Source organism: Ornithinimicrobium humiphilum (assembly GCF_006716885.1).
Classification (GTDB): Bacteria; Actinomycetota; Actinomycetes; order Actinomycetales; family Dermatophilaceae; genus Ornithinicoccus; species Ornithinicoccus humiphilus.
The window spans coordinates 596542-621142 of record NZ_VFPU01000001.1; the positions used below are offsets into that span (position 1 = coordinate 596542).

Annotated in this window: 21 protein-coding genes, 1 tRNA gene and 1 pseudogene; 18 read left to right on the top strand and 5 right to left on the bottom strand. The window is 73.6% G+C overall.

The window, feature by feature from the left end; genetic code table 11:
* The first annotated feature begins 150 nt into the window (after positions 1-150).
* Entirely contained in the window at positions 151-3768 is a 3618-nt protein-coding gene (gene mfd, locus FB476_RS02720) for a transcription-repair coupling factor (protein ID WP_141817413.1), read from the top strand.
* Positions 3769-3911: 143 nt separating this feature from the next.
* Here the strand turns inward: mfd and FB476_RS16830 are convergent.
* Together FB476_RS16830 and FB476_RS02730 are read right to left on the bottom strand one after the other, a co-directional pair.
* A pseudogene (locus FB476_RS16830) lies at positions 3912-4217 on the bottom strand (VOC family protein); the annotation flags it as partial.
* A 77-nt stretch (positions 4218-4294) separates the two neighbouring features.
* Positions 4295-4957 (bottom strand): SDR family oxidoreductase, encoded by a 663-nt coding sequence (locus tag FB476_RS02730; RefSeq protein ID WP_141817414.1) that lies wholly within the window; start codon positions 4955-4957, stop codon positions 4295-4297.
* A gap of 97 nt (positions 4958-5054) precedes the next feature.
* On the opposite strand from FB476_RS02730, the gene FB476_RS02735 reads away from it, so the two are divergent.
* The 11 genes from FB476_RS02735 (at position 5055) to FB476_RS02785 (ending at position 14301) form a co-directional block, all read left to right on the top strand.
* A complete protein-coding gene (locus FB476_RS02735) occupies positions 5055-5624 on the top strand; it encodes a hypothetical protein (RefSeq protein WP_141817415.1) in 570 nt (189 codons plus the stop codon).
* Positions 5597-6637, top strand: coding sequence for a nucleoside triphosphate pyrophosphohydrolase (locus FB476_RS02740; RefSeq protein WP_141817416.1), 1041 nt, complete (start codon positions 5597-5599; stop codon positions 6635-6637). The genes FB476_RS02735 and FB476_RS02740 overlap by 28 nt, the downstream gene beginning before the upstream one ends.
* A gap of 78 nt (positions 6638-6715) precedes the next feature.
* Positions 6716-7996 carry a phosphopyruvate hydratase gene (gene eno / locus FB476_RS02745; protein WP_141817417.1) on the top strand — a complete coding sequence of 427 codons (1281 nt, stop codon included), beginning with the start codon at positions 6716-6718 and terminating at the stop codon, positions 7994-7996.
* A 169-nt stretch (positions 7997-8165) separates the two neighbouring features.
* Positions 8166-8717, top strand: a complete 552-nt coding sequence (locus tag FB476_RS02750) for an FtsB family cell division protein (RefSeq protein WP_141817418.1) — start codon at positions 8166-8168, stop codon at positions 8715-8717.
* Entirely contained in the window at positions 8714-9250 is a 537-nt protein-coding gene (locus FB476_RS02755) for a DUF501 domain-containing protein (protein WP_141817419.1), read from the top strand. The genes FB476_RS02750 and FB476_RS02755 overlap by 4 nt, the downstream gene beginning before the upstream one ends.
* Positions 9247-10197, top strand: coding sequence for a Ppx/GppA phosphatase family protein (locus tag FB476_RS02760; RefSeq protein ID WP_141817420.1), 951 nt, complete (start codon positions 9247-9249; stop codon positions 10195-10197). The genes FB476_RS02755 and FB476_RS02760 overlap by 4 nt, the downstream gene beginning before the upstream one ends.
* 12 nt (positions 10198-10209) lie before the next feature.
* Positions 10210-11034 (top strand): uracil-DNA glycosylase, encoded by an 825-nt coding sequence (locus tag FB476_RS02765; protein ID WP_141817421.1) that lies wholly within the window; start codon positions 10210-10212, stop codon positions 11032-11034.
* 30 nt (positions 11035-11064) lie between these two features.
* Positions 11065-11138, top strand: a tRNA-Leu gene (locus FB476_RS02770).
* A gap of 127 nt (positions 11139-11265) precedes the next feature.
* Entirely contained in the window at positions 11266-12990 is a 1725-nt protein-coding gene (locus tag FB476_RS02775; protein WP_141817422.1) for a carbon starvation CstA family protein, read from the top strand.
* Between the two features lie 19 nt (positions 12991-13009).
* Positions 13010-13282, top strand: a complete 273-nt coding sequence (locus tag FB476_RS02780) for a cory-CC-star protein (protein ID WP_141817423.1) — start codon at positions 13010-13012, stop codon at positions 13280-13282.
* Positions 13283-13302: 20 nt separating this feature from the next.
* Positions 13303-14301 (top strand): ArsA family ATPase, encoded by a 999-nt coding sequence (locus FB476_RS02785; protein ID WP_141817424.1) that lies wholly within the window; start codon positions 13303-13305, stop codon positions 14299-14301.
* Positions 14302-14329: 28 nt separating this feature from the next.
* Here FB476_RS02785 and FB476_RS02790 read toward each other — a convergent pair whose 3' ends face one another.
* Both FB476_RS02790 and FB476_RS02795 read right to left on the bottom strand, forming a co-directional pair.
* On the bottom strand, positions 14330-15724 hold the full coding sequence (locus FB476_RS02790) for a UTP--glucose-1-phosphate uridylyltransferase (protein WP_420359346.1): 1395 nt from the start codon (positions 15722-15724) through the stop codon (positions 14330-14332).
* Between the two features lie 104 nt (positions 15725-15828).
* A complete protein-coding gene (locus FB476_RS02795) occupies positions 15829-18306 on the bottom strand; it encodes a M14 family zinc carboxypeptidase (RefSeq protein ID WP_202876880.1) in 2478 nt (825 codons plus the stop codon).
* Positions 18307-18409: 103 nt separating this feature from the next.
* Here FB476_RS02795 and FB476_RS02800 point away from each other — a divergent pair, with 103 nt between their 5' ends.
* The 5 genes from FB476_RS02800 to FB476_RS02820 all read left to right on the top strand — a co-directional run bounded on the left by FB476_RS02800 (position 18410) and on the right by FB476_RS02820 (position 22697).
* The gene (locus tag FB476_RS02800; protein WP_141817426.1) at positions 18410-19195 is read left to right on the top strand and encodes an N-formylglutamate amidohydrolase; all 786 of its coding nucleotides are present in this window, start codon (positions 18410-18412) and stop codon (positions 19193-19195) included.
* On the top strand, positions 19192-20358 hold the full coding sequence (locus FB476_RS02805; protein WP_141817427.1) for a peptidase MATCAP family protein: 1167 nt from the start codon (positions 19192-19194) through the stop codon (positions 20356-20358). Before FB476_RS02800 ends, FB476_RS02805 begins: the two co-directional genes overlap by 4 nt.
* On the top strand, positions 20355-21392 hold the full coding sequence (locus FB476_RS02810) for a glutathione synthetase (protein ID WP_141817428.1): 1038 nt from the start codon (positions 20355-20357) through the stop codon (positions 21390-21392). The genes FB476_RS02805 and FB476_RS02810 overlap by 4 nt, the downstream gene beginning before the upstream one ends.
* A gap of 133 nt (positions 21393-21525) precedes the next feature.
* Entirely contained in the window at positions 21526-22404 is an 879-nt protein-coding gene (locus FB476_RS02815) for a Bax inhibitor-1/YccA family protein (protein ID WP_141817429.1), read from the top strand.
* The gene (locus FB476_RS02820; protein ID WP_141817430.1) at positions 22404-22697 is read left to right on the top strand and encodes a hypothetical protein; all 294 of its coding nucleotides are present in this window, start codon (positions 22404-22406) and stop codon (positions 22695-22697) included. The genes FB476_RS02815 and FB476_RS02820 overlap by 1 nt, the downstream gene beginning before the upstream one ends.
* A 500-nt stretch (positions 22698-23197) precedes the next feature.
* Here FB476_RS02820 and FB476_RS02825 read toward each other — a convergent pair whose 3' ends face one another.
* Entirely contained in the window at positions 23198-24064 is an 867-nt protein-coding gene (locus tag FB476_RS02825) for a helix-turn-helix domain-containing protein (protein ID WP_141817431.1), read from the bottom strand.
* 27 nt (positions 24065-24091) lie between these two features.
* Here FB476_RS02825 and FB476_RS02830 point away from each other — a divergent pair, with 27 nt between their 5' ends.
* Positions 24092-24592, top strand: a complete 501-nt coding sequence (locus FB476_RS02830; protein ID WP_141817432.1) for a VOC family protein — start codon at positions 24092-24094, stop codon at positions 24590-24592.
* Positions 24593-24601: the final 9 nt, after the last annotated feature.

Genomic DNA, 24601 nt, shown 5'->3' on the forward strand with positions numbered 1-24601 from the left:
ACCGCTGGTGCGGCACCCCGCGCCAGCATGGCACGGTGCTCGGACGCTCGGGGAGCCGGAGCCGTTCCGCGGGCCTAGAATTGATCCTCGGCCCGCCCTCTGGCGGGCCCTCTCCCGCCAGCCGCACCCGGCGAAGGACGTTCTCACCTCATGCACCTCTCACCCGTGGTCGACCTGCTCTGCACCGACCCGGCCGTCGGCCGGGTGCTCTCGGCCGCCGGCTCGGGGGAGCCGGCCGTCGACGTCTCCGTCGCCGCCGGTGCCCACCCCGCCCTCGTGGCCGCGCTCGCCCGCACCGACGACACCCCTGTCCTCGCGGTCACCGCGACCGGGCGGGAGGCCGACGACCTCACCGCGGCACTGGGCGACCTCCTGGAGGAGGGCCCGGACGCGATCGCCGGCTTCCCCAGCTGGGAGACGCTGCCGCACGAGCGCCTCAGCCCCCGCTCGGACACCGTCGGGCGACGGCTGGCCACGCTGCGTCGGCTGGCGCACCCCGACACCGGCGGGGACCCGTCGACCGGGCCCGTCAAGGTCGTCGTCGCCTCGGTCCGGGCGCTGCTGCAGCCGCTCGTCAAAGGTCTGGGCGACCTCGTGCCCGTCCGGCTCGTCCCGGGCGACGAGCGGCCGATGACCGAGGTCGTCGAGGCCCTGGCGGCCGCGGCCTACACCCGCACCGACATGGTGGAGCGTCGCGGCGAGTTCGCCGTGCGCGGCGGCATCCTCGACGTCTTCCCGCCGACCGAGGAGCACCCGGTCCGCGTCGAGTTCTGGGGCGACACCGTCGAGGAGGTGCGTTGGTTCAAGGTCGCCGACCAGCGCTCGCTCGAGCTCGTCGACCCCCAGCACGGGCTCTACGCGCCCCCCTGCCGCGAGCTGCTGCTCACCGACGAGGTGCGCGAGCGGGCCCGTCAGCTCGTCGGCAGCCTGCCGGGCGCGGCCGACCTGCTCTCCAAGGTCGCCGAGGGCATCGCCGTCGAGGGTATGGAGTCGCTCACCCCGGTGCTCGTCGACGGCATGGAGACGCTCGTCGACACCCTGCCCAGGGGCTCGCGGGTCGTCGTGCTCGACCCCGAGCGCGTCCGCACCCGGGCGCACGACCTCGTCGCCACCAGCGAGGAGTTCCTCCAGGCCAGCTGGGCCGCCGCGGCCACGGCTGACGGCGCCGCCCCGATCGACCTCCAGCGCGCGCTCGGCACCGCCTCGTCCTGGTCCCTGGCCGACATGCGCAGCCACACCCTGGAGACCGGCCGGCCGTGGTGGTCCCTGACGGCCTTCGTCGCCGACGAGGAGCTCGCGGCCTTCATGGGGGACGACGACGTCAGCACCCTCGTCGTCCCCAGCACGCCGGTGGAGTCCTACCGCGGCGACCGCGAGGCGATCTTCGCCGACCTGCGGCGCTGGCTGGCCGAGGGCCGGCGCGTGGTCGTCAGCCTCGACGGGCCGGGCATGGCCCGCCGCGTCGCCGAGATCCTGGGGGAGAACGACATACCCCAGCGTCTGGCGAGCCCGCTGGGCCCCGCCGACGAGCTGACCGCCGACGTGGTGACCGTGACCACCGGCAGCGTCGGGCGCGGTTTCGTGCTCACCGACAGCGGCTTCGTGCTGGTCGGCGAGAGCGACCTGACCGGTCAGGCCTCGAGCGCCGGTGGCTCGACCCGGGACATGCGCAAGATGCCGTCGCGGCGACGCCAGCAGGTCGACCCGCTCGCGCTGCGCCCCGGCGACTACGTCGTGCACGAGCAGCACGGCGTGGGCCGCTTCGTCGAGATGGCGCAGCGCCAGGTGCAGGGCGCGACGCGCGAGTACGTCGTGCTGGAGTACGCCTCGTCCAAGCGCGGGCAACCGGCGGACCGGTTGTTCCTGCCGACCGACCAGCTCGACCAGCTGACCAAGTACGTCGGCGGCGAGGCGCCCACCCTCAACCGTCTCGGTGGCTCGGACTGGCAGAAGACGAAGAGCCGGGCCCGCAAGCACATCAAGCAGATCGCGGCCGAGCTCATCCGGCTCTACTCCGCGCGCATGGCCAGCCAGGGGCACGCCTTCGGGCCGGACACCCCGTGGCAGCGCGAGCTCGAGGACGCCTTCGCCTTCACCGAGACGCCGGACCAGCTCTCCTCCATCGAGGAGGTCAAGGCCGACATGGAGAAGCCGGTGCCGATGGACCGGCTGATCAGCGGCGACGTCGGCTACGGCAAGACCGAGATCGCGGTCCGGGCGGCCTTCAAGGCGATCCAGGACGGCAAGCAGGTGGCCGTGCTCGTGCCGACCACCCTGCTCGTGCAGCAGCACTTCCAGACCTTCTCCGAGCGCTACTCCCAGTTCCCGGTCGTCGTCCGCGCCCTCTCGCGCTTCCAGAGCGACAAGGAGTCGAAGGCAACGATCGAGGGGCTCGCCGACGGATCGGTCGACCTCGTCATCGGCACCCACCGGCTGCTCGGGTCGTCGGTGCGCTTCAAGGACCTCGGCCTCGTCATCATCGACGAGGAGCAGCGCTTCGGCGTCGAGCACAAGGAGCAGCTCAAGGCGCTGCGCACCAACGTCGACGTGCTCGCGATGTCGGCGACGCCGATCCCGCGCACCCTGGAGATGGCGGTCACCGGCATCCGCGAGATGTCGACGCTGGCCACCCCGCCGGAGGAGCGGCACCCGGTGCTGACCTTCGTCGGTGGCTACGACGAGAAGCAGATCGCCGCCGCCATCCGTCGCGAGCTGCTGCGCGAGGGCCAGGTCTTCTACGTGCACAACAAGGTCGGCACGATCGAGAAGGCCGCCTCCCGGCTGCGCGACCTCGTCCCCGAGGCCCGGATCCAGGTGGCCCACGGCCAGATGGGCGAGCACCAGCTGGAGCAGGTCGTCGTCGACTTCTGGGAGCGCAAGTTCGACGTGCTCGTCTGCACGACGATCGTCGAGACGGGCCTGGACATCTCCAACGCCAACACGCTGATCGTCGAGCGGGCCGACACCCTCGGCCTGTCCCAGCTGCACCAGCTGCGCGGCCGCGTCGGCCGGGGCCGCGACCGGGCCTACGCCTACTTCCTCTACCCGCCGGAGAAGCCGCTCACCGAGACCGCGGTCGACCGGCTGCAGACGATCGCCTCCAACACCGACCTCGGCGCGGGCATGGCCGTGGCCATGAAGGACCTGGAGATCCGCGGCGCCGGCAACCTGCTCGGCGGCGAGCAGTCCGGTCACATCGAGGGCGTCGGCTTCGACCTCTACGTGCGGATGGTCGGCGAGGCCGTCGCCAACTACAAGGGCGAGGGCGAGGAGGCGCCGACCGAGGTCAAGATCGAGCTGCCCGTCGACGCCCACCTGCCGCACGACTACGTGCCGGGGGAGCGGCTGCGCCTGGAGGCCTACCGCAAGCTCGCGCAGGTCAAGGACGAGGCGGAGCTGGCCGAGATCCGCGCCGAGCTGGTCGACCGCTACGGCGAGCCGCCCGCCCCGGTGGAGACGCTGCTCGAGGTGGCGCGCCTGCGGACCGTGGCCCGTGCGGCCGGCATCGCCGACATCGGCGTGCAGGGCAAGATGATCCGCTTCGCGCCGGTCGAGAACCTCCGCGAGAGCCAGCAGCTGCGGCTCAACCGCCTCTACCCGGGCGTCATCGTCAAGCCCGCGCTGCGCCAGATCCTGGTGCCCGCGCCGATGACCGCGCGGGTCGGTGGCAAGCCGCTGCGCGACGGGGCGGTCCTGGAGTGGGCCTCCCAGCTCGTGCGCGCCGTGCTGCTGGACGACATCGCCGCGGCGGCCTCGAAGCAGTCCTGAGGCGGGCCGGCCGTCGGCGGGCTGCCGACGGCCGGGTCGTCCGGGGGGCGGTCAGCCCTGCTGGTCGAGCACGGTGCAGAAGACGTGCCCGGCGGGATCTCATACACCCGGAACTGGTCCTCGGGGTGCCCCTCCTCCTCGGGCGTGCCCGTGAGCGGGACGGCGCCCAGCCGCACGAGGTGCTCGTGGGCGGCGGCGAGGTCGGGCACGCCGAGGTCGAGGTGGACGCGGCGGTTCGCGCGCCACGGCGTCGGCGGCGCGGCCGAGCGCTGGAAGGCGATGGTCGTGCCACCTCCCGGCGGGACCAGCCGCAGCCACTCCTCACCCTCGGGATCGGTGGTCTCGTGACCCGGGTGGTAGTCCCAGCCGGTCACGGCGCGGTACCACTCGGCGAGCTCGCGGGGCTCGGGGCAGTCGAGCGCGACCTCGCGCAGGCTCCAGGTGTCCATGCCACGACGGTAGGACGGCCGGGCCCGTCGTGGGGCCCGGCCGTCCTCGGGGGTATGCCGTCGCCCGGGCGGGCGTCTCAGCCGCGGAGCGCGTCCAGGGCCTCGGCCACCGGGGCCGGGCCGTCGTTGAACTCGATGGTGCGCCCGCTCAGCTCCGGACGCTCCACGACGGCCGCGATGACGCGCGCGACGTTGCCGCGGGAGACCGTGCCGCCCTCGACGCCGGAGCCGGGGGTGGCCACCTCGATCGAGCCGGTGGGCGGGTCGAGGGTGAGGCCGCTCGGGCCGAGGACGACCCAGTCGAGCGAGCTGGAGCGCAGGTGCTCGTCGGCCGCGGCCTTGGCCTCGGCGTAGGCGAAGAAGCCGTTGTCCTCGGGCACGCCGTGGTCCGGGCCGGCGCCGAAGTAGGACACCATCACGTAGCGCCCCACGCCGGCCCGCGTCGCCGCCTCCATGCTGCGGATCGCCGCGTCCCGGTCGACCGCGTAGGTGCGCTCGGGACTGCCGCCCCCCGCGCCGGCGGACCAGACGACCAGGTCGTGCCCGGCCAGCAGGTCGGTCAGGGCGTCGGTGTCGAGCTGCTCCACGTCGGCCACGACCGGCAGGGCGCCGCCCGCGGCGACCTCCTCCGCGTGGTCGGGGTTGCGGATGATCGCGTCGACCTCGTGCCCGGCCTCCCGCAGCAGCGGGGCGAGCAGAAGGGCGACCTTGCCGTGTCCTCCGATGATGGCGATACGCATACAGGGTCAGCACCGGACGGGGCTCGGCCATTCCCTCGTCCCCGGATCCCCCGGGGAGCATGCGGAACCTCGCGGGAGGCGTGCGATGATGGCGCCCGTGAAGCGCTCGCGTGTGATTCCCGCCCTCGCCCTCACGGCTGCCCTGACCCTGGCCGGGTGCTCCGGCGTCGGTGCCGACCCCGCGGTCACCGTCGACGGCGAGGAGTTCTCCGTGGCCGAGGTCCAGGAGGCGGCCACGCAGCTCAACGAGGTCGCTCTCAACCTCGAGGAGCCGCGTCAGATGTACGGCCGGACCAACCCGCAGCAGGTCATCACCGACCTCGCGGTCCTCCCGGTCCTCGACCAGATCTTCGTCGGCACCCCGGCCGAGATGACCGAGGCGCAGCTGCGCGAGTTCCTCGGCGAGCACGGCGTCGCCGAGCCGGGCGTCGGCACCCTCGAGGTCACCCGCTCCCGCGAGTACCAGGAGCGTCTGGGCGACGTCGCGATCATGTCCGACCCGGCCATGGCCGCGGTCGTCGGCCGCGCCCAGGAGCTGCTCTCCAGCCCTGACGCGCTCGAGGCCGTCGACGTGGACGTCAACCCCCGCTACGGCTCGTGGGACGTCGTCAACGGCGGCCTCCTGCCGAAGGTTCCCGAGTGGATCCAGAGCGCCGACCAGCGCTGAGCCTCCTCCTGAGCAGCCCGCGGGTCGCCCCCGGGCTGCTCTCCGCCGGTGCCTGGGACGCCCTGCGGGGCGCCTCCGAGGTCCTCGCGGCCGATCCCGGGGCGGCCCAGCCGACCGCGGTCGCGGCCGCCGGGGTGGCCGTCAGCGCCGCGCCCGCGGACGCCGCCGCCTCGCCGCAGACCCTCGCCCGGCACCTGCTCGCGCGGGCCGCCACGGGTCCCGTGGTGTGGATCGGATCGCCCGACGGTGACCCCGGCCTCGCCGAGGCGCTCGCGGTCGAGCTGCCCGAGGACGAGGCACCCGAGCTCGAGCTGCTCGTCGGCTCCTGGGACACCCCCGGCTCCCGCCTGCTCGACGCCGTGGCCGTCATGGACCGGCTGCGCTCGCCGGGAGGCTGCCCGTGGGACGCGCGGCAGACCCACGCGAGCCTCACTCCCTACCTGATCGAGGAGGCGCACGAGGCCGCCGAGGCGCTGGAGGTGCTCGACCGCCCCGAGGCCGACCGCGACCACGCGGTCGAGGAGCTCGGTGACGTGCTGCTCCAGGTCCTCTTCCACTCCCGCGTCGCCGCCGAGCACGAGGACGATCCCTTCGACATCGACGACGTCGCCGCCGGCCTCGTCGAGAAGCTCGTCCGCCGCCACCCCCACGTCTTCGCCGACGTCGAGGCCTCCACCCCGGAGGCCGTCGAGGCCAACTGGGAGCAGATCAAGGCGGAGGAGAAGTCCGGGCGCACCGGTGTCCTCGACGGCATCCCCGGGGGTATGCCGGAGCTCGCCCGGGCGGTCAAGGTCGCCTCGCGCCTGCGCCGGGCCGGGCGGGCGGAGTGGCTCCGCGAGTGGGTCGACGCGCGGCTGGCCGCCCTCGACCCCGGCGCCCTGCTGCTCGACGCCGTGCTCGACCTGCACGACGCGGGCGCCGACGCCCCCGCCGCGCTGCGGCAGACCCTGCGCGACCTCGCCGACCAGCTCCCCGGGCAGGGCACCGGGGACGGCGACGCCGACCCCCACTAGGCTCGGGACCGGGAGGGCGGTCGCGCGCCGCCCGGACCGTCCGGACCACCCGCTCACCGACCCACCGAAGGAGCGCCCATGGCCGCCATCGACGCCATCATCGCCCGCGAGATCCTCGACTCCCGAGGCAACCCGACCGTCGAGGTCGAGGTCGGCCTGGACGACGGCACGGTCGCCCGCGCCGCCGTCCCGTCCGGTGCCTCCACCGGCGCCTTCGAGGCGGTCGAGCGCCGTGACGGCGACGCCAGCCGCTACCTCGGCAAGGGTGTCGAGGCGGCCGTCCAGGCCGTCATGGACGACCTCGAGCCCCGCCTGCTGGGCTTCGACGCCTCCGAGCAGCGCCTCGTCGACGCCGAGATGATCGCCGCCGACGGCACCGACAACAAGGGCGAGATCGGCGCCAACGCCATCCTCGGCGTCTCGCTCGCCGTCGCCAAGGCCGCCGCCGACTCGGCCGGCCTGCCGCTCTTCCGCTACGTCGGCGGCCCCAACGCCCACGTGCTCCCCGTGCCGATGATGAACATCCTCAACGGTGGCTCCCACGCCGACTCCAACGTCGACATCCAGGAGTTCATGATCGCCCCGATCGGCGCCGGCTCCTTCCGCGAGGCGCTGCGCTGGGGCACCGAGGTCTACCACGCCCTCAAGTCGGTGCTCAAGGAGCGCGGCCTGTCCACCGGCCTGGGCGACGAGGGCGGCTTCGCGCCCGACCTCGAGTCCAACCGCGCGGCGCTCGACCTCATCGTCGAGGCCATCGGCAAGGCGGGCTACACCGTCGGCTCCGACATCGCGCTGGCCCTCGACGTGGCCGCCTCGGAGTTCCACGAGGGCGGCGCCTACGCCTTCGAGGGCGGCAGCAAGAGCGCCGAGGAGATGATCGACTACTACGCCGAGCTGGTCGAGGCCTACCCGCTGGTCTCCATCGAGGACCCGCTCAACGAGGAGGACTGGGAGGGCTGGGTGCGCATCACCGAGCGCCTCGGCGACAAGGTCCAGCTCGTCGGCGACGACCTCTTCGTCACCAACCCCGAGCGCCTGCAGCGCGGCATCAGCGAGAAGGCCGGCAACGCCCTCCTCGTCAAGGTCAACCAGATCGGCTCGCTCACCGAGACCCTCGACGCCGTCGCCCTGGCCCACGCCAACGGCTTCCGCTGCATGATGAGCCACCGCTCCGGCGAGACCGAGGACGTGACGATCGCCGACCTGGCCGTCGCGACCAACTGCGGCCAGATCAAGACCGGTGCCCCGGCCCGCTCCGAGCGCGTCGCGAAGTACAACCAGCTGCTGCGCATCGAGGAGGAGCTCGACGAGGCGGCGATCTACGCCGGCGCTGGCGCCTTCCCGCGCTACCGCGCCTGAGACCCACCCGGCGAGCGCCCCGCCCGCACCGGTCGGCGCCGGGCGGGGCGCTCCCGCGTCCGGGGGGTATGCCGTGCAGCCCGCCCGGCCAGCCTGACCGCCCGACCCGGCGGCACGGCATACCCTGTGGTCTGACCGACCCGCCCGAGCAGCAGGAGCAGCCCCGCCGATGAGCACCGCCCGTGGCCCGCGCGACAAGCGCACCTCGGCCTCCCGCAGCGGCGGGCGACCGGCCGCGTCCCGGCGACCCGGGCCGCGCCCCGGCGTCCGTGGCGTGGCCGGGGCGGGGTCCTCGGCGGCCTCCAGCGTGCGGCGGGCCCCGGCGCACGTGCGGCGCATGCTCGTCCTGCTCGGCCTCGTCGTGGTGATGTCGCTCATCGTCGCGCCGGTGCTCTCCGGCTACCTGCGTCAGCGGGCCGAGATCACCGCCGCCCGGGCCCAGCTCGACTCCGAGCGGCGCGAGATCGCCCAGCTCGAGCAGGACCTGGCGAAGTGGGACGACGACCGCTACGTCGAGCAGCAGGCCCGCGAGCGGCTCCGCTTCGTCAAGGAGGGCGAGACCGCCTTCACGGTCATCGACGACACCGGCACCGACTACACCGAGGCGCTGCCCGGCATGGCGCCGGTGAGCGACGACGTGATGGCCGGCAGCCCGTGGTACTCCCAGGTCTGGGAGTCGGTCAAGGTCGCCAACGAGGGCCTGCCTGAGGTGGACGAGTGAGCACGCCCGACCGGACCACGCTGGCCGAGGTCCCGACCGAGGAGGACCTCGCGGTCATCGAGCGGCAGCTCGGCCGCCCGCCGCGTGGCGTCGTCTCGATCGCGCACCGCTGCCCCTGCGGCTGCCCGACCGTGGTGCGCACCGAGCCCCGGCTGCCCGACGGCACCCCCTTCCCGACCAGCTTCTACGCCACCTGCCCCCGCCTGACCGGCGCCATCTCCACCCTCGAGAGCTCCGGGCTCATGAAGGAGATGAGCCAGCGCCTGCAGGAGGACGAGGAGCTGCGCAGCGACTACGTGCTGGCGCACGAGGACTACCTGCGCCGCCGCGAGGAGCTGGCGCAGGTGCCCGAGATCGCCGGCGTGAGCGCCGGCGGCATGCCGAGCCGGGTCAAGTGCCTGCACGTGCTCGTCGCCCACGCCCTCGCCGCCGGTCCCGGGGTCAACCCGCTCGGCGACGAGGCGATCGAGGCGCTGCCCGACTGGTGGGCCGACGGGTGCTGCGGCGCCCTGTCGCCGGCCGAGCCGTCGTGAGGCGGGTCGGCGCCGTCGACTGCGGCACCAACTCGATCCGCCTGCTGATCGCCGACGTCGAGCAGGGGCCCGACGGGCCTGTCCTGCACGAGGTCACCCGCGAGATGCAGATCGTCCGCCTGGGGGAGGGGATCGACCGCACGGGCCGGCTCGCCCCGGAGGCCATCGCCCGCACCCTCGCCGCCGCGGAGGGCTATGCCGTGCTCTGCCGGGAGGCGGGCTGCGAGTCCGTGCGCTTCGTGGCGACCTCGGCCTCGCGCGACGCCTCCAACGCCGACGAGTTCGTCGCGGGGGTGCGCGAGGCGTTCGGCGACCTGGGCGTCGAGCCCGAGGTGATCACCGGCGAGGAGGAGGCCCGGCTGTCCTTCGCCGGGGCGACGAGCGCGCTGCGTGCCTCCGGTGCTCCCGGCCCCTACCTCGTGGTCGACATCGGCGGCGGCTCGACCGAGCTCGTCCTCGGCACCGACCACGTCGAGGCCGCGCGCTCGGTCGACCTGGGCTGCGTGCGGCTCACCGAGCGCCACCTCGCCGACGACCCGCCCACCGAGGAGCAGGTCTGGGGCGCGCTCGGTGACATCGTGCGCGCCCTCGAGGACGTGTCCACGACCGTGCCCCTCGACCGCGTCGGCACCCTCGTCGGGCTCGCCGGGTCGGTCACCACCGTCACCGCGCACGCCCTCGACCTGCCGGCCTACCTGCGCGAGCGCATCCACGGCGCCGAGGTGCCGGTCGAGGACGCCGTCGACGCCTGCACCGACCTGCTGCTCAGCACCCGCTCGCGCCGTCGGGAGATGCCCTTCATGCACGAGGGCCGGGTCGACGTTATCGGCGCCGGCGCGCTCATCTGGCGCACCGTCGTCCAGCGCGTCGCCCACGACTCCCGGCTCGCCACGGTGCGGGCCTCGGAGACCGACATCCTCGACGGGATCGCCCTCTCCCAGTCCTGAGGGGTGCCGCCGATGGACCTGCGTCCCCACCCGGTCACCGGGCAGCCCTTCCCCTCGCCCGTGCCGCCCGGCACGGGCTGGCCGGAGGACCCTGCCGACGCCACGACGCCCGTCGCCCGGTCCGCCGCGGGGGTGCGACGGCAGGCGAGGAGGGCCAAGGACCAGGCCGCGCTCGACGCCGCCATCTCCGTCTGCTCCGCCTGTCCCCGCCTGGTCCGCTGGCGCGAGACCGTCGCGACGACCGGCCGTCGCGCCTCCTTCGCCGACCAGCCCTACTGGGGTCGCCCCGCTCCCGGCATCGGCGGCCCCGGGGCGCCGGTCCTGGTGGTCGGTCTGGCCCCGGCGGCCCACGGCGCCAACCGCACCGGACGGATGTTCACCGGCGACCGCTCCGGCGACTGGATCTACGCGGCCCTGCACCGGGCCGGCTACGCGACCCAGGCCGAGAGCGTCCACGCCGGGGACGGGCTGCGGCTGGAGGGCGTGCGCATCGTCGCGGCCGCGCACTGCGCCCCGCCCGACAACCGCCCGACGACCGAGGAGCTGGCCACCTGCGCCGGCTGGCTGGAGCGCGACCTCGAGCTCGCCGAGCCGCACCTGCGCTCGGTGCTGGCTCTCGGGGCCATCGGCTGGGACGCCCTGCTCCGGGCGGCCCGCGCCATCGGCTGGGAGGTGCCCCGTCCCAAGCCCCGCTTCGGCCACGGCGCGGAGGCGGTGCTGACCACGGCCGCGGGGCGGCAGGTGCGGCTGCTCGGCAGCTATCACGTCAGCCAGCAGAACACCTTCACCGGCCGGCTCACCGAGGAGATGCTCGACGCGGTGATCGCGCGGCTGTGACCCACGGGGCGGACGTTATCCTCGGTCAGCGCCCCCGTAGCCCAACTGGCAGAGGCGGCCCACTTAAAATGGGTGAAGTGCGGGTTCGAGTCCCGTCGGGGGTACGCACCGTCCGCCAGCAAGGCGACGGCAGGACACGAGCGGCCCGGAGGGGGTGCCTCGTAGGCGATCGCGCCTCGGGTTACGGTGGGGCCGTCCACGGCCCGTCGTCACCGAAGGTGCTGACTCATCATGAACTCCTTGCTCCTCGCCCTCGTCGGCGTGGGCATGATCCTGGCGGGGTACTTCCTCTACTCGAAGTTCCTGTCCAGCAAGATCTACGCCCTCGACGACTCCCGCCCGACACCCGCGCACCAGCTGCAGGACGGCGTCGACTACGTCCCGACCAACAAGTACGTCCTGTGGGGCCACCACTTCACCTCGGTGGCCGGCGCCGCCCCGATCGTCGGCCCCGCCGTCGCGGTCATCTGGGGCTGGCTGCCCGCCTTCCTCTGGGTGACCATCGGCACGATCTTCTTCGCCGGCATGCACGACATGGGTGCCCTGTGGGCCTCGATCCGCAACCGGGGCCAGTCGATCGGCGCGCTGTCCGGCCGCTACATCGGCGCCCGCGGCCGCAACCTCTTCCTGGTCGTCATCTTCCTGCTGCTGCTGATGGTCAACGCGGCCTTCTCGGTGGTCATCGCCAACCTGCTGATCGCGACCCCGACCGCGGTCATCCCGACGTGGGGCGCGCTCGTCGTGGCCTTCCTCGTCGGCCAGGCGATCTACCGCTTCCGCTGGAACCTCGGCCTGGTCTCGGTGGTGGGCGTCGTCGCCCTCTACGCCCTGATCATGGTCGGCGACAACGTCCCGCTGGCGCTGCCCGAGACCATGATGGGCCTGCCGGCCAAGTCGGTCTGGATCATCCTGCTGTTCGTCTACGCCGGTGTCGCCTCGATGCTCCCGGTCTGGATGCTGCTCCAGCCGCGCGACTACATCAACGGCCTCCAGCTGTTCATCGCGCTGGGCATCCTCTACGGCTCGGTGCTCATCGCCCGCCCGGAGATCGTCGCCCCGTCGTTCAACACCAACGTCCCCGACGGGACGCCGGGCATCGTCCCCCTGCTCTTCGTCACCATCGCGTGCGGAGCCATCTCCGGCTTCCACGGCATGGTCTCCTCGGGCACCAGCTCCAAGCAGCTGGCCAAGGAGAGCGACGCCCGCTTCGTCGGCTACTTCGGCGCGGTCGGCGAAGGCCTGCTGGCCCTGGGCGCGATCATCGCCACCACCGCTGGCTTCCAGACCCTGGCGGACTGGGAGAACGTCTACCAGGCCTTCAACGACGGCGGTGTCAACGCCTTCGTCGAGGGCGGCGGCAACATCATCGAGGCCGGCCTGGGCCTGCCCCAGTCGCTGTCCGCGACCATCATGGCGACCACCGCGATCCTCTTCGCCGCCACCACCATGGACACCGGCGTGCGCCTCCAGCGCTTCGTCGTCCAGGAGGTCGGCGAGATCGCCGGCGTCAACCTCAAGAAGGGGCTGGCCACCGTCATCGCGGTCGGCATCGCGCTCGCGCTCACCTTCGGCGCGGGGGCCGACGGCTCCGGCGGCATGCTCATCTGGCCGCTCTTCGGCACGACCAACCAGCTCATGGCGGCCCTGACGCTGTCGATCGTGGCCATCATGCTGCTGCGCCGCGGGCGCACGCCGCTGCCGGCGCTCATCCCGCTGGTCTTCGTCGGCGCGATGACCGTCTACGCGCTGTTCGTCCAGCTCGTCACCTTCTACGAGCAGCGCAACTGGCTGCTGCTCGTGCTGGACATCGTCATCCTCGTGGCGGCCCTGTGGGTCATCGTCGAGGCCTTCGCGGCCATGCGGCACGCCCGCGGCTACCAGGGCGACGACGACGAGGAGCTCGCGGAGCTGGCGGCCAGCCATGCCGCCGCCCGCGACGGTCGCTCCGAGGACTGACGGCCCTACCCTGGAGGGCATGACCTCCCGCCGGCCCCGCAGCCGCCTCTCGCAGGTGGCTGCGGGGCTGCGCGAGTTCTACGCCGGTCCCTACCGGCGCACCTTCGCCCGCGCCCGCCGCGACGAGGACGACCTCTTCCTCGTCCTCGTGATGGCCGAGGCGCTCGGGGTGCCCAACCCCGTGAGCTACTACACCGTCGAGCTGCTGCCCGCGGTCTACGACCAGTTCCACGACTGGCACCGTCGCATGGGCATGGATCGGTCCCCGCTCGACTCCATCTCCTGCTGCTGACCCGAGGAGCCCGGTCACCCATGTCGTCCCCCCTGTCCGAGCTCGCGCTTCGGCGCGACGTGCTCTTCGTGGGCGGCAAGGGCGGGGTGGGCAAGACCGCCGTCGCCTCCGCACTGGCGCTGCACGCGGCCCGCTCCGGCCGTCCCACGCTCGTCGTCTCGACCGACCCGGCCCACAACCTGGGGCACCTGTGGCGCCGCGAGGTCGGCGACACCCCGGTCGAGCTGGCGCCGCTGCTCCGGGGCGTCGAGATCGACCCTGCCCGCACGACCGAGGAGCACCTGAGCGCGGTGCGCGCCACGATGCGCCGGCTCATGCCCGAGCACCTGGAGCGCGAGGTCGACCGCCACCTCGAGCTCGCCCGGGACGCCCCCGGCACCCACGAGGCCGCCGTGCTGGAGCGCATCGCCGAGGTCGTCGAGCAGCGGCACCCCGACGAGCTGGTCGTGCTCGACACCGCCCCGAGCGGTCACACCACCCGGCTCGTCGCCCTGCCCGAGCTCATGCAGGCGTGGACCGAGAGGCTGCTGCGCCGCCAGGACCGCTCCGCCCGCTTCGGGGCCGCGCTGCGCGGGCTGGAGGTCGACGACGTCGCCGCCGACGTCGTCGGCGGGTCACGTCGGCCGGCCCCCGACCGGCGGGCCCGCCGCGACGCCGAGATCCGGGCGATCCTCGACCGCCGCCAGCAGCGCTTCCGGCACCTGCGCGAGGTGCTGCAGGACCCCGCGGCCAGCGGCTTCGTCGTCGTCACCGCGGCCGAGCGACTGCCGGTGCTCGAGTCGGTCGAGCTCCACGCCCAGCTCACCCGCTCCGGCATGGACGTCGCCGCGCTCGTCGTCAACAAGCGCTCGCCCGCCGACGCCGGCGAGCTGCTGGCCGCTCGCCGCCGGCTGGAGGACGGCTACGTCGAGCAGCTCCGCTCTGCCCTGCCGGACCTGCCGGTCGTGCAGGTCCCCCTGCTCCCCGGCGAGGTCGTCGGCGAGGCCGGTCTCGAGGCGCTGCTCGCGCACCTCCTCTGAGCAGGGGTGTGCCGCGCGCGCCCGGGCGTCAGGAGCGCACGCCGTGCGGCCCGACCACGGCGTGGTCGGGCACGGGCCGCGCCCCGGGCGTCTCCGGCAGCACGGCGTCGTCGACCACGCGCACGGACCGTCCGAAGGTCCAGTCGCCCTCGACGGTCAGCGAGCCGGCCTCCCGCAGCGACGGGGCGCCGTGGGGGAAGCGGCTCTCGAAGGACGCCAGCGTCGTGTAGTGGTCGCCGAGGGTGACCAGCGGCAGGGGGTCGCAGACCGCCCGCAGCTCGGCGTCGTCGGTCAGCTCGAAGCAGTCCGAGCGCAGCAGCAGCAGGTCGTCGGTGGTCTTGACCGGGCGGAAGCGGGCCCGCGGCACCTCGATCGCGGTCGCGCCCTCGAAGACCTCGATCGCCGACCCCATCGCGGTCTCGATCTGCACGACCCTGGGCGACGAGGGGTCCGTCGGGTCGACGTTCTTCTCGTTGCGGATGAGCGGCAGGCCCAGCACGCCGCCGCGCTCCTCGAGCACCTCGGCCAGGCGGTCGAGGTCCAGCCAGAGCGTGTTGGTGTTGAAGTAGCGGTGCCGCTCGACGTCGCCGAAGGCCTCGGCGTCCTCGGGCGCGGTCTGCGCCTTCTCCCGCAGCACCAGCTGTCCGTCGGCACGTCGCACTGCCAGATGCCCGCCCTTGCGGTCGGCCCCCGTGCGACGGCATACCTCCATCGCCAGGGGAGCGCCGCTGCGGGCGAACCAGTCCGCGATCGCCGCCGAGGGGGCGGCCCCCACGTTGTCGGAGTTGCTCACCATCGCGTAGCGGAAACCGGCCGCGCGCAGCTGGCCGAGCATCCCCGACGAGAGCAGGGACGGGTAGAGGTCGCCGTGACCCGGCGGGCACCACTCGAGATCGGGGTCGGCGGGCCAGGAGACCGGCGAGAGGTCCTCGGCCAGCAGCTTGGGCTCCTGGCTCTGGAGGAAGTCGGGGTCGATGCCCTCGACCGCGAGGTCGGGGTGCTGGCGCAGCACCTCCCGGCTGTCGTCGCGGGTGCGGAAGGAGTTCATGAGCACCAGCGGCAGGCGGGCGCCGGAGCGCTCCCGGGCGTGCCGCACCTGGTCGATCGTCAGCTCCAGGAAGGAGCGGCCCTCGCGGACGGTGACGAGCGACTTGGCGCGGTCCATGCCCATCGACGTGCCGAGGCCGCCGTTGAGCTTGATCACCGCGGTCCGTCCCAGTGCACCCGGGTCGGCGTCCGGGTCGAGGTCGGCGAGGCTGTCGAGCTCGGTCACCGGCTCGATCTCGTCCTCGCCGATCCTGCCGCCGCGTCCCTGCGCGAGCTCGGTCCAGGCCTGGCGGAAGACGTCCACGGCCACGTCGGCCACTCCGGCCGCCCGCATCTTGGCGGTGGCGGCCTCCAGCGCGTCGGGTGAGGGGGTCACGCGCCTCATCGTGGCAGAGGGGTGCCCTTCCCCGCAGCCGGGGCCGTGAGCAGGCGTGTTGCCCGTCCCGGGGTATGCCGCCCAACCCCTCGTCGGCGCGCCGGTCAGTCGCCCAGCGCGCTCCACAGCAGGGCGCGGGCCACCGTGGCGTAGGTGCCCTTGGGGTGGGCCCGGAAGAGCGGGTCGGAGCCGAGGAGCACGACCCGAGCCCCGGTCGAGGCGTCCTCGCCGCGCACCACGAGCGCCTCCCCGGCGGCCTCGTCGGGCCCGCGCGAGCCGGTGCGGTCCGGACGCCAGTGGCCGCTCACCAGCGGCGTCCCGGCGGCCAGACGCTGCTCGGCGACGACGCCCTCGCCCAGGTCGGTGAACCACACGGGGGCGTAGACGAAGGCGTGGTCGGGGGCGCCGCCCGCCACCGGGCCGTCGGCGTTGTCGACCGCGACGATCCCGTTGGCGTCGGCCCGGCCCTGCACGGCCCGGACGTCGAGCAGGTCGAGGGCGGCGTCGAGATCGGCACCGGCCCGGCCGCGGCCCACGAGGCCGCCGCCGTCCGCGACGAAGGCCCGCAGCTCGGCGCGGGCCGCGGCGCCCAGCTCGTCCCAGGCCAGGCCGTCGGAGACGTAGAGCGCGTCGAGCCCGGAGAGGTCGAGCCCGGCGTTGAGCTCGGCCGTGCCGACCGTCTCCACCGTCAGGCCCATCTCGGCGCACGCCCAGCGCTCCTGCGGGGTGCCGGCGACGCCCAGCCGGAGACCGTCGGGGACGGCCTCGCCGGACGCACCGGCCGGGGCGGGATCCAGCTCGACGCCGTGCTCCCTGGCCACCGCACGGGCGGCCGTGCCGGCGTCGGTGGGCACGAGGACCGACCCGTCGTCGAGCCACTCCAGGGCGACGCCGTCCGCCAGCAGGTCGGTCAGCGCCTGCACGTCGGCGGGGTCCTCGAGGGGGAGCAGCCAGCCGCGCGTGGACGGTGCGACCGAGCCCGGGGCGGCCGCGGTTGCCACCGGCTCGCCGGTCACCTCCAGGTCCGTGCCCGCCGGCACCGTCACGACCGTGGCGCCCCAGAGCAGGCCGTGGCTCCAGGCGGACATGTCGTACATCGCCTCGATCCGCGGCGACAGGTCGGTGCCCGGCCCCAGGAAGGTGGCGGCCAGGCCGCGCCGCGCCTGGTGCAGGTCGACGACGTGGCTGCCCGCCGGGTGGACGGTGCCGCCGATCTCCGCCGGCCGGGTCAGCCGCAGGACCTCGACCCCGTTGGCGACGAGGTGGTCGACCAGCCGGGCCGCCGCCGGCGCCGAGCGCTGGCCGTCGCCGGCCGGGAGCACGTAGGCGCGGGGGAGGTCGGTGGTCCAGTCGCGTTCGCCGACCGGCACCGGCACCTCGGGCCCGGGCCGGCGCTGCTCCTCGCCCGCCGCGCCCCGGCGGAAGACCTCGACGTGGTCGGCCAGCAGCTCGGCGCGGTGCTCGACGGCGTAGCGCAGGGTGGCCGTCACCGCGGCCTCCGCGACGTCGGTGTTGATCGCGGCCCGGCGGCGGAGCTCCTCCTCCGGCCGGCCCCACTCCGAGGCGTTGATGCGCAGCGGCACCTCGACGGTCTGCGCGACGACCCCGTGGAGCGCGGCGTACTGCGGTGTGAAGATCGGTGGCCAGCCGTCCCAGCCGCCCTCGAGGTCCCGCAGCGGGATCTGGGGCGTGCGCACCCCGTCGGCCTCGTCGTGGGGGAGGGAGCGCAGCGCCTCCTCGACGCCGAGCGCGTTGGCCCAGGCGTGGGGGAGCAGCAGGTCGAGCTCGGTGGTGTCGGTCCAGGGGGCCGTCGTGGGCTCGACCAGCGTGCCGTTGACGTAGCCGTGCAGGTCGAGGAGCATCACCGGCTGCAGCCGCACGATCGCGTCGCGCAGCGCCACCGTCTCGGGCTGGCTGGCCGTGACCAGGTCGCGGTTGAGGTCGAAACCGGCGGCGTTGGCGCGCGTGCGGGCCACCCGGCCGTCGGGGTTGGCGGTGACGAGCAGGTGCAGGCGGGTGGTCTCCAGCGTGCTCATCACCTCCGGGTCGTCCGAGACGGCCCAGTCCTCCACGAGCCGCAGCAGTGCGTCGGTGCCCTCGGGCTCGTCGCCGTGGACGTTGGCGCTGACCAGGACGGGGAGCCGGTAGTCGCGGGCCAGCGCACGGTCGAGCGCGGCCATCGCCGGGTCGGCCACGATCCTCGCCCGCATCCGCTCCTGGACGCCGACCTGCTCCGGGGTCTCGGGGGCGGTCAGCGTCACGAGGACCAGGTCACGACCCTCCCCGCTGCGGCCGACCACCTCGGTCGTCACCCGGTCCGAACGTGCCGCGACGGCGTTGAGGCGCCGGGCGACGTCGTGGTAGGCCGTGAGCCCGGGGCGCAGCGCGGCGTCCGAGGCGTCGACCGGGGGCTCCGGGAGGGCCTGCTCGGACGGGGGCGCCGCGACCTGCGGGCCGGCCGTCGCCGGGGCGGGCGACGGCGCCCCGACCAGCACCGTGGCACCGAGCGCGAGGCCGGCCGCCGCGACCACGGCCAGCAGACCGCGGCCCGGGACGGCACCGGCGGACGGGCGCAACGGCATACCCCCTGGGGATCGGGACTTGTGCCCAGGAACCCTAGCCGCCGGGCCTGAGGGCGCGGTAGTCCGAGATGCCGGGCCCCCTGAACTCCGGTAGACACCTCCCATGACGAACGCCCACACCCTTGAGGGTGAGTGGTCCGGCCAGCTGGTCGCCACCGCCATCCACACCGGGCACGACCTGCGGCCCGAGGTGGCCGCCGCGATGGTCCTGCCCGAGGACGTCCGCCTGCGCGAGGAGGACCCCTTCACCGACGTGATCGGCTCGGCCGCCCCGGCACGCGTGATCGCGCACCGGTCCCGCTTCGAGGTCGACCTCAACCGTCCCCGTGACACCGCCGTCTACCGCACCCCCGAGGACTGCTGGGGCCTGGACGTCTGGCGCACCGACCCGCTCGACGACGAGATCGTCCGCGGCAGCCTGGAGGTCTACGACCGCTTCTACGCCGACCTGGGCGGGCGTCTCGACGAGGTCGCGGCCCGCGGGCCCTTCGTCGTCTACGACGTGCACTCCTACAACCACCGCCGCGACGGTGCCGACGCCGAGCCCGACGACCCGGCCGAGAACCCCGAGGTCAACCTCGGCACCGGGACCGTCGACGAGCGCTTCCGCCCCGTCGTCGAGGCCTTCTCCACCTCCCTGTCGCAGCAGGAGGTGGCCGGGCACCGGCTCGACGTCCGCGAGAACGTGAAGTTCGAGGGCCGCGCGCTGGCCTGGTGGGTGCACGAGCGCTACGCGGGCCGGGGCGTGTGCCTGGCACTGGAGTTCAAGAAGACCTTCATGGACGAGTGGACGGGCGTCCCGGACGAGGACCGACTCGCCCAGCTGCGGGACGCGCTCGGCGCCACCCACGAGCCGGTGCTGGAGGCGCTGCGCCGGCTGGGTCGATGACCGCAGGGCTGTCCGCCCGCGACCTTGCCGTCGACCACACGCTGGCCATGCTCTCGGCCAACGTGCGCTTCATCCTCGACGTGACCCCGGTCGACGCGGACGCCCAGCGGGCGGAGTTCGTCGCGGGCACGCTCGAGGAGCCGAGCTTCACCTACCGCGACCTGGAGTCGGACCCCGACGTGCTGGAGGCCCAGCTCGACCACGCCCCCGTGGAAGCGGTCGAGGACCCCACGCTCGCAGACCTGCTGCGCGGCAAGGACCGGGAGCTGCGGCTGCAGCTCGAGATGCTGCGCGCCCGGGGCACCGAGGACTTCCGCCAGCTGTCCGTCGAGCTCTACGGGGCCGTCGGGCCGTCGCTGCGGAAGCGGGCCGAGGACATCGTCGCGAGGCTCGAGGTGCCCGAGGCCGGCGTCGAGCTCGTGCACGCCGAGGACTTCAAGCTCATGGCCGACGCCGAGATCGAGCTCTACCGCGAGCAGGACCCTGACCTCGGCATCCACGCCGAGGTCAGGCCGGACGTGAGCGGCGTGCTCGTCGAGGGCGACACCCTCCTGCTGGGCGAGGACACCGCGGTGGCGGCCGAGCGGGTCGAGGCCCTGCTCCACCACGAGGTCGGCACCCACCTGGTCACCCAGGTCAACGGCACCGGCCAGCCCGTCCGCACCCTCGCCTCCGGCCTCGCCGGCTACGACGAGACCCAGGAGGGTCTGGCCGTGCTGGCCGAGGTCGGCTGCGGCGGCCTGACGCCCTTCCGCCTGCGCCAGCTCGCGGTGCGGGTGCTCACCGTCCACCGGATGCTCTCCGGCGCCACCTTCCGGGAGTCCTGGACCGCCCTGCGCGACGCCGGGATCCCTGAGGGTGCGGCCTACACCACCACCATGCGGATCTACCGCTCCGGAGGCCTGACCAAGGACGTCGTCTACCTGCGCGGCCTGCTCGACCTCCTCGACCACCTGCGCTCCGGGGGAGACCTGGAGCTGCTGTTCCTCGGCAAGTTCGCCCTGCGCGACCTGCCGCTGGTGCGGGACCTGCAGAACCGGGGGGTGCTGTGTCCCGCCCGGCTGCGGCCACGTTGGCTGCTCGACCCGTCCGCGGTCGACCGGCTCGCGCGCGCCGCCGCCACCGACGATCTGACCACCCTCACCGAAAGGCCCGTGACATGAAGATCGCCTTCGTCGTCAACGACGTGTCCACCGAGCAGCCCTACTACACCACCACCCGCCTGGCCATGAGCGCCGCCAACCTCGGCCACGAGACATGGGTGCTGGGGATGGGCGACTTCGGCTACGAGCCGGACGGCTCCCTCGGCGCCCTCGCCCGCGGCGGCGCCGACAAGACCTACCGCTCCCTCGAGCGCTACCTCGAGGACGTCCAGCGTCCCGAGAGCGAGAAGCGGATCGCGCTGAGCGACTTCGACGTCGTCATGCTCCGCAGCGACCCCGCGGACGAGGACGCGGCCTGGGCCAACAACGCCGGCGTCGGCTTCGGCGAGCTCATGACCTCCAGCGGAGTGCTCGTGGTCAACGACCCGAGCAGCCTCGCCAAGGCGCTGTCCAAGGCCTACTTCCAGCACTTCCCCGAGGCGGTGCGGCCGCGCACGCTCATCTCGCGCGACGAGACCCGGATCGCCGACTTCGTCGACGAGCTCGGCGGCAGGGCGGTGCTCAAGCCGCTGCAGGGCTCCGGCGGCTCCGGGGTCTTCATGGTCAACAAGAAGGAGTCGCCCAACCTGTCGCAGATCATCGAGGCGATCGCCCGGGACGGGTATGTCGTGGCGCAGGAGTACCTGCCCGACGCCAAGGACGGCGACGTCCGGATGTTCGTCATGAACGGCGAACCGCTGACCGTCGACGGCCAGATCGCCGCCTTCCGCCGCAAGAGCGCCGGCGACGACATCCGGTCCAACATGTCCGCGGGCGGCAAGGCCGTGGCCGTGAACGTAACCGACGAGATGCTCGCCCTCGTCGAGGCGGTGCGTCCCAAGCTGGTCGCCGACGGCATGTTCCTCGTCGGGCTCGACATCGTCGGCGACAAGCTCATGGAGGTCAACGTCTTCAGCCCCGGCGGGCTGGGCAGCTGCCAGGAGCTCTACGGCGTCGACTTCGCCCCGGCGATCATCAAGGACCTGGAGCGCAAGGTGAAGATGCGCGGGCACTACGGCCCGCAGCTGGGCAACCGCTCGCTCGCCACCCTCTGACCGTCGACCGTCCGCAGTCCGGCGGCCGGAACCACGGGCCGTCGGAATGCGTCCGACGGGGGCATCGTTCTAGGGTAGGAGATGACATGCCGGGGGGACTTTCCCCGGCGTGCCGCACAACCACGGAGGTTCCATGGCCGTCAACCCGGTCTTCAGCCGCATCGACAAGGAGTCGGCCCAGCGAGGGTACGCCGGTTTCGGCGCCCAGCAGGGCGGCTACGGCGCCCCTCAGGGTGCCCCCACCCTCCCGCCCCCCGGCTACGGGCGCGGACCCACCGAGACCCTGACCGACGAGCAGCTGCGCGACATGTACGCCCAGGCTCCGGCCGGCCCGGCACAGACCGGCCGCCTGACGCTGGACGACGTCGTCATGAAGACGCTCATGCTCTTCGGCGTCGTGCTCGTCGTCACTGCCGCGACCTGGTTCTTCGTCGGCGCGCAGCCGGAGATCGCCATGCCCGTGTGGCTGCTCGGCATGTTCGGCTCGCTCGGCCTGAGCTTCGCCATCGGCTTCTCCAAGAAGGTCAACGTCCCGCTGATCCTCGTGCACGCCGTGCTCCAGGGCCTCTTCCTGGGTGCCGTGAGCGTGACCTTCAACGCCGTCTACCCGGGCGTGGTCACCACCGCGGTCGTCGCGACGATGGCGACCTTCGCGGGCATGTTCATCGGCTGGAAGGCCGGCTTCATCAAGGTCACCAGCAAGTCGCGCCGCATCTTCGGGATGATGGCGATGGGCTACCTGGTCTTCCTGCTCGTCAACCTGGCCGCCTCGTTCATGGGCTTCGGCGACGGCTGGGGCATCTACGGCGGCCCGCTGGGCATCCTGGTCTCGCTCTTCGGCGTCGGCCTGGCGTCCTACTCGCTGGCCGTCGACTTCGACTCGATCGACCGCGCGGTCGCCGGCGGCGCCCCGGAGAAGTACTCCTGGCTGCTCGGCCACGGCCTCGTCGCGACGCTGGTCTGGCTCTACATCGAGTTCCTGCGTCTGTTCTCGATCCTGCAGAACGACTGATGACGTCCCCCGACCAGCAGGTCGGGACCGAGCTGGAGCGCGTGGTCCGGCGGTGGCAGCAGCTGCCGCTGGACCGCGCGCTTCCTGCTGTCCCGACGGTGCACGCCGCGGTGCAGGCCCTGGCCGACGGGGCTTCCGACGCGCAGGGGCTGCCCCGCGACCCCGTGCCCGACCTCGGCCCCGCGGTCCTCATGGACCAGCTGCGGGTCATGGTCTACGACTGGCGGGCGGCGGGCCTCGACGAGGACGAGCTGGCGGCCCGGCTCACGGAGCTGCGGCGCTCGCTGCCCTGAGGCGCTGACCGGGGCAAGGTTGTGCCGGTCGGGCGACCTCCGCCCCGCCTCAGGCAAAGTCGTGCCGCTCCGACGCCTCCGAGAACGTCGCATCAGCGGCAGGACCATGTATGACGTGGCCCTGTCGGGCGTGCCGTCGCTCAACACCAGATGTGCGACTTCTGCGCATGCTCGAGCACGCGCAGATCGTGCAGATCCCGTGTCGAGCCAGCGGCTCGCCCGGACGTGGTCGAGGTGTGGCCGCCGTCGGCCGGCTGGACGAGGACGTCACTCCTCGCAGGCAAGGTTGTGCCGGTCGGGCGACCGTCGATCCGGTTCAGGCAAGGTCGTGCCGCTCGGACGCCTCCGAGAACGTCGCATCAGCGGCAGGACCACGTATGTCGTGCGGTCCGGGGCGGGTGTGCCGTCGCTCGACACCAGGTGTGCGGCATCCGCGCATCCTCGAGCACGCGCAGATCGTGCAGATCCCGTGTCGAGCCCGCGGAGCGCGACAGGCTCCCTCAGCCGGTCGCGCGGTCCCGGTAGGCAGACGGCGGCACCCCGATCACGGTCGTGAAGGCACGCGTGAGGTGGGCCTGGTCGGCGAAGCCGAGGTCGGCGGCGAGCGCGGCGAGGTCGTCGGCCTCGCCGGCGTCGATGGCCGTCGCCGCGTCCTGCAGCCGGTAGCGGCGCAGCACCCACAACGGCGAGGCGCCGACGTAGCGGGCGAACATCCGCTGCAGCGTCCGCGGCGAGACGTGGAGCGCCTCGGCCACGGGCGCGAGCGTGCGGTGCTCCCGGGCCCGCATCAGCTCGACAGCCGCCCGCACCGTTGTATAGGCCGCGTCCTCCGCCACGCGCTCGAGGACGGGCTCGAGCCGGCGCGTCAGGTCGGCGACGAGGGCGTCTCGCCGGGCGGTCTCGTCCGGCTCGGCGAGGACCACCCGGGTGACCTCGGCCACGTCCGGTCCGAGGACCTCCTCCGCCCGGACGACGCGGTCCGTCAGTGCGAGGACGCTCGCCCCTAGCAGCGCCGCGAGCCCGCCGGGGTGGAAGGCGACGCCCGCGACCCGTCCGGCCGGCGGGAGGTCGACGGCGAAGACCCGGGTGACGAGCCCGTGGACCAGCGCGGACGGCATACCGTGCCCGTGCATGGTGCCGCCCTCGGCGTCCTCGACCGTCAGGTGGACGACCGGGTGGCCCAGCACCTGGGGCCGGAAAGGTCGGGACTCCTCACGCCGCCATCGCACCCACCAGTAGTGGGACGCCACGAGATCGAGCGGCGCGGGCAGGTCGAGCTGCCCCACGTCGAAGACGTCCTGGCCGCGGGCCGGCCAGAGGACGCCCGCGGGACGGGGCCGGGCCTGTCGCGGATCTTCAAGCGCCACGCGGCGATCCTAGGCAGGCTCAAGGACATGAGCACCGACCAGCGCACCGCCCCCACCTCCGCGACCTACCGCCCCGCGGGATACACCTCGCTGACCCCCCTCGTGGTCGTCTCGCCCGCCGCCGAGGCCGTCGCGTTCTACGAGGACGTCCTCGGCGCCCGCGTCGTCACCCGGATGGACGGGCCGGACGGGCGGGTCTGGCACTGCGAGCTCGAGCTGGCGGACGGCCGGCTGCAGCTGATGGACCCGAACGACCAGTTCTCCGCGGTCGCGGGCGACCCCGCCTCGGACGACGCACGGTTCAGCATCGCGGTCTACGTGCCCGACGTCGACGCCACGCTGGCCCGGGCACGGGAGCGGGGCGCCCGCGTCCGTGAGGAAGCGGCCGACTTCGAGGTCACCGGCGACCGGTTCGCGTCCGTCCAGGACCCCTATGGCGTGCGCTGGACCCTCATGACCCGCACCGCCCCGCGGACGGACGAGGAGGTCCAGCAGGCGCTGGACGCCTGGGCGGCCTCGATGGGCTGAGACCCGGTC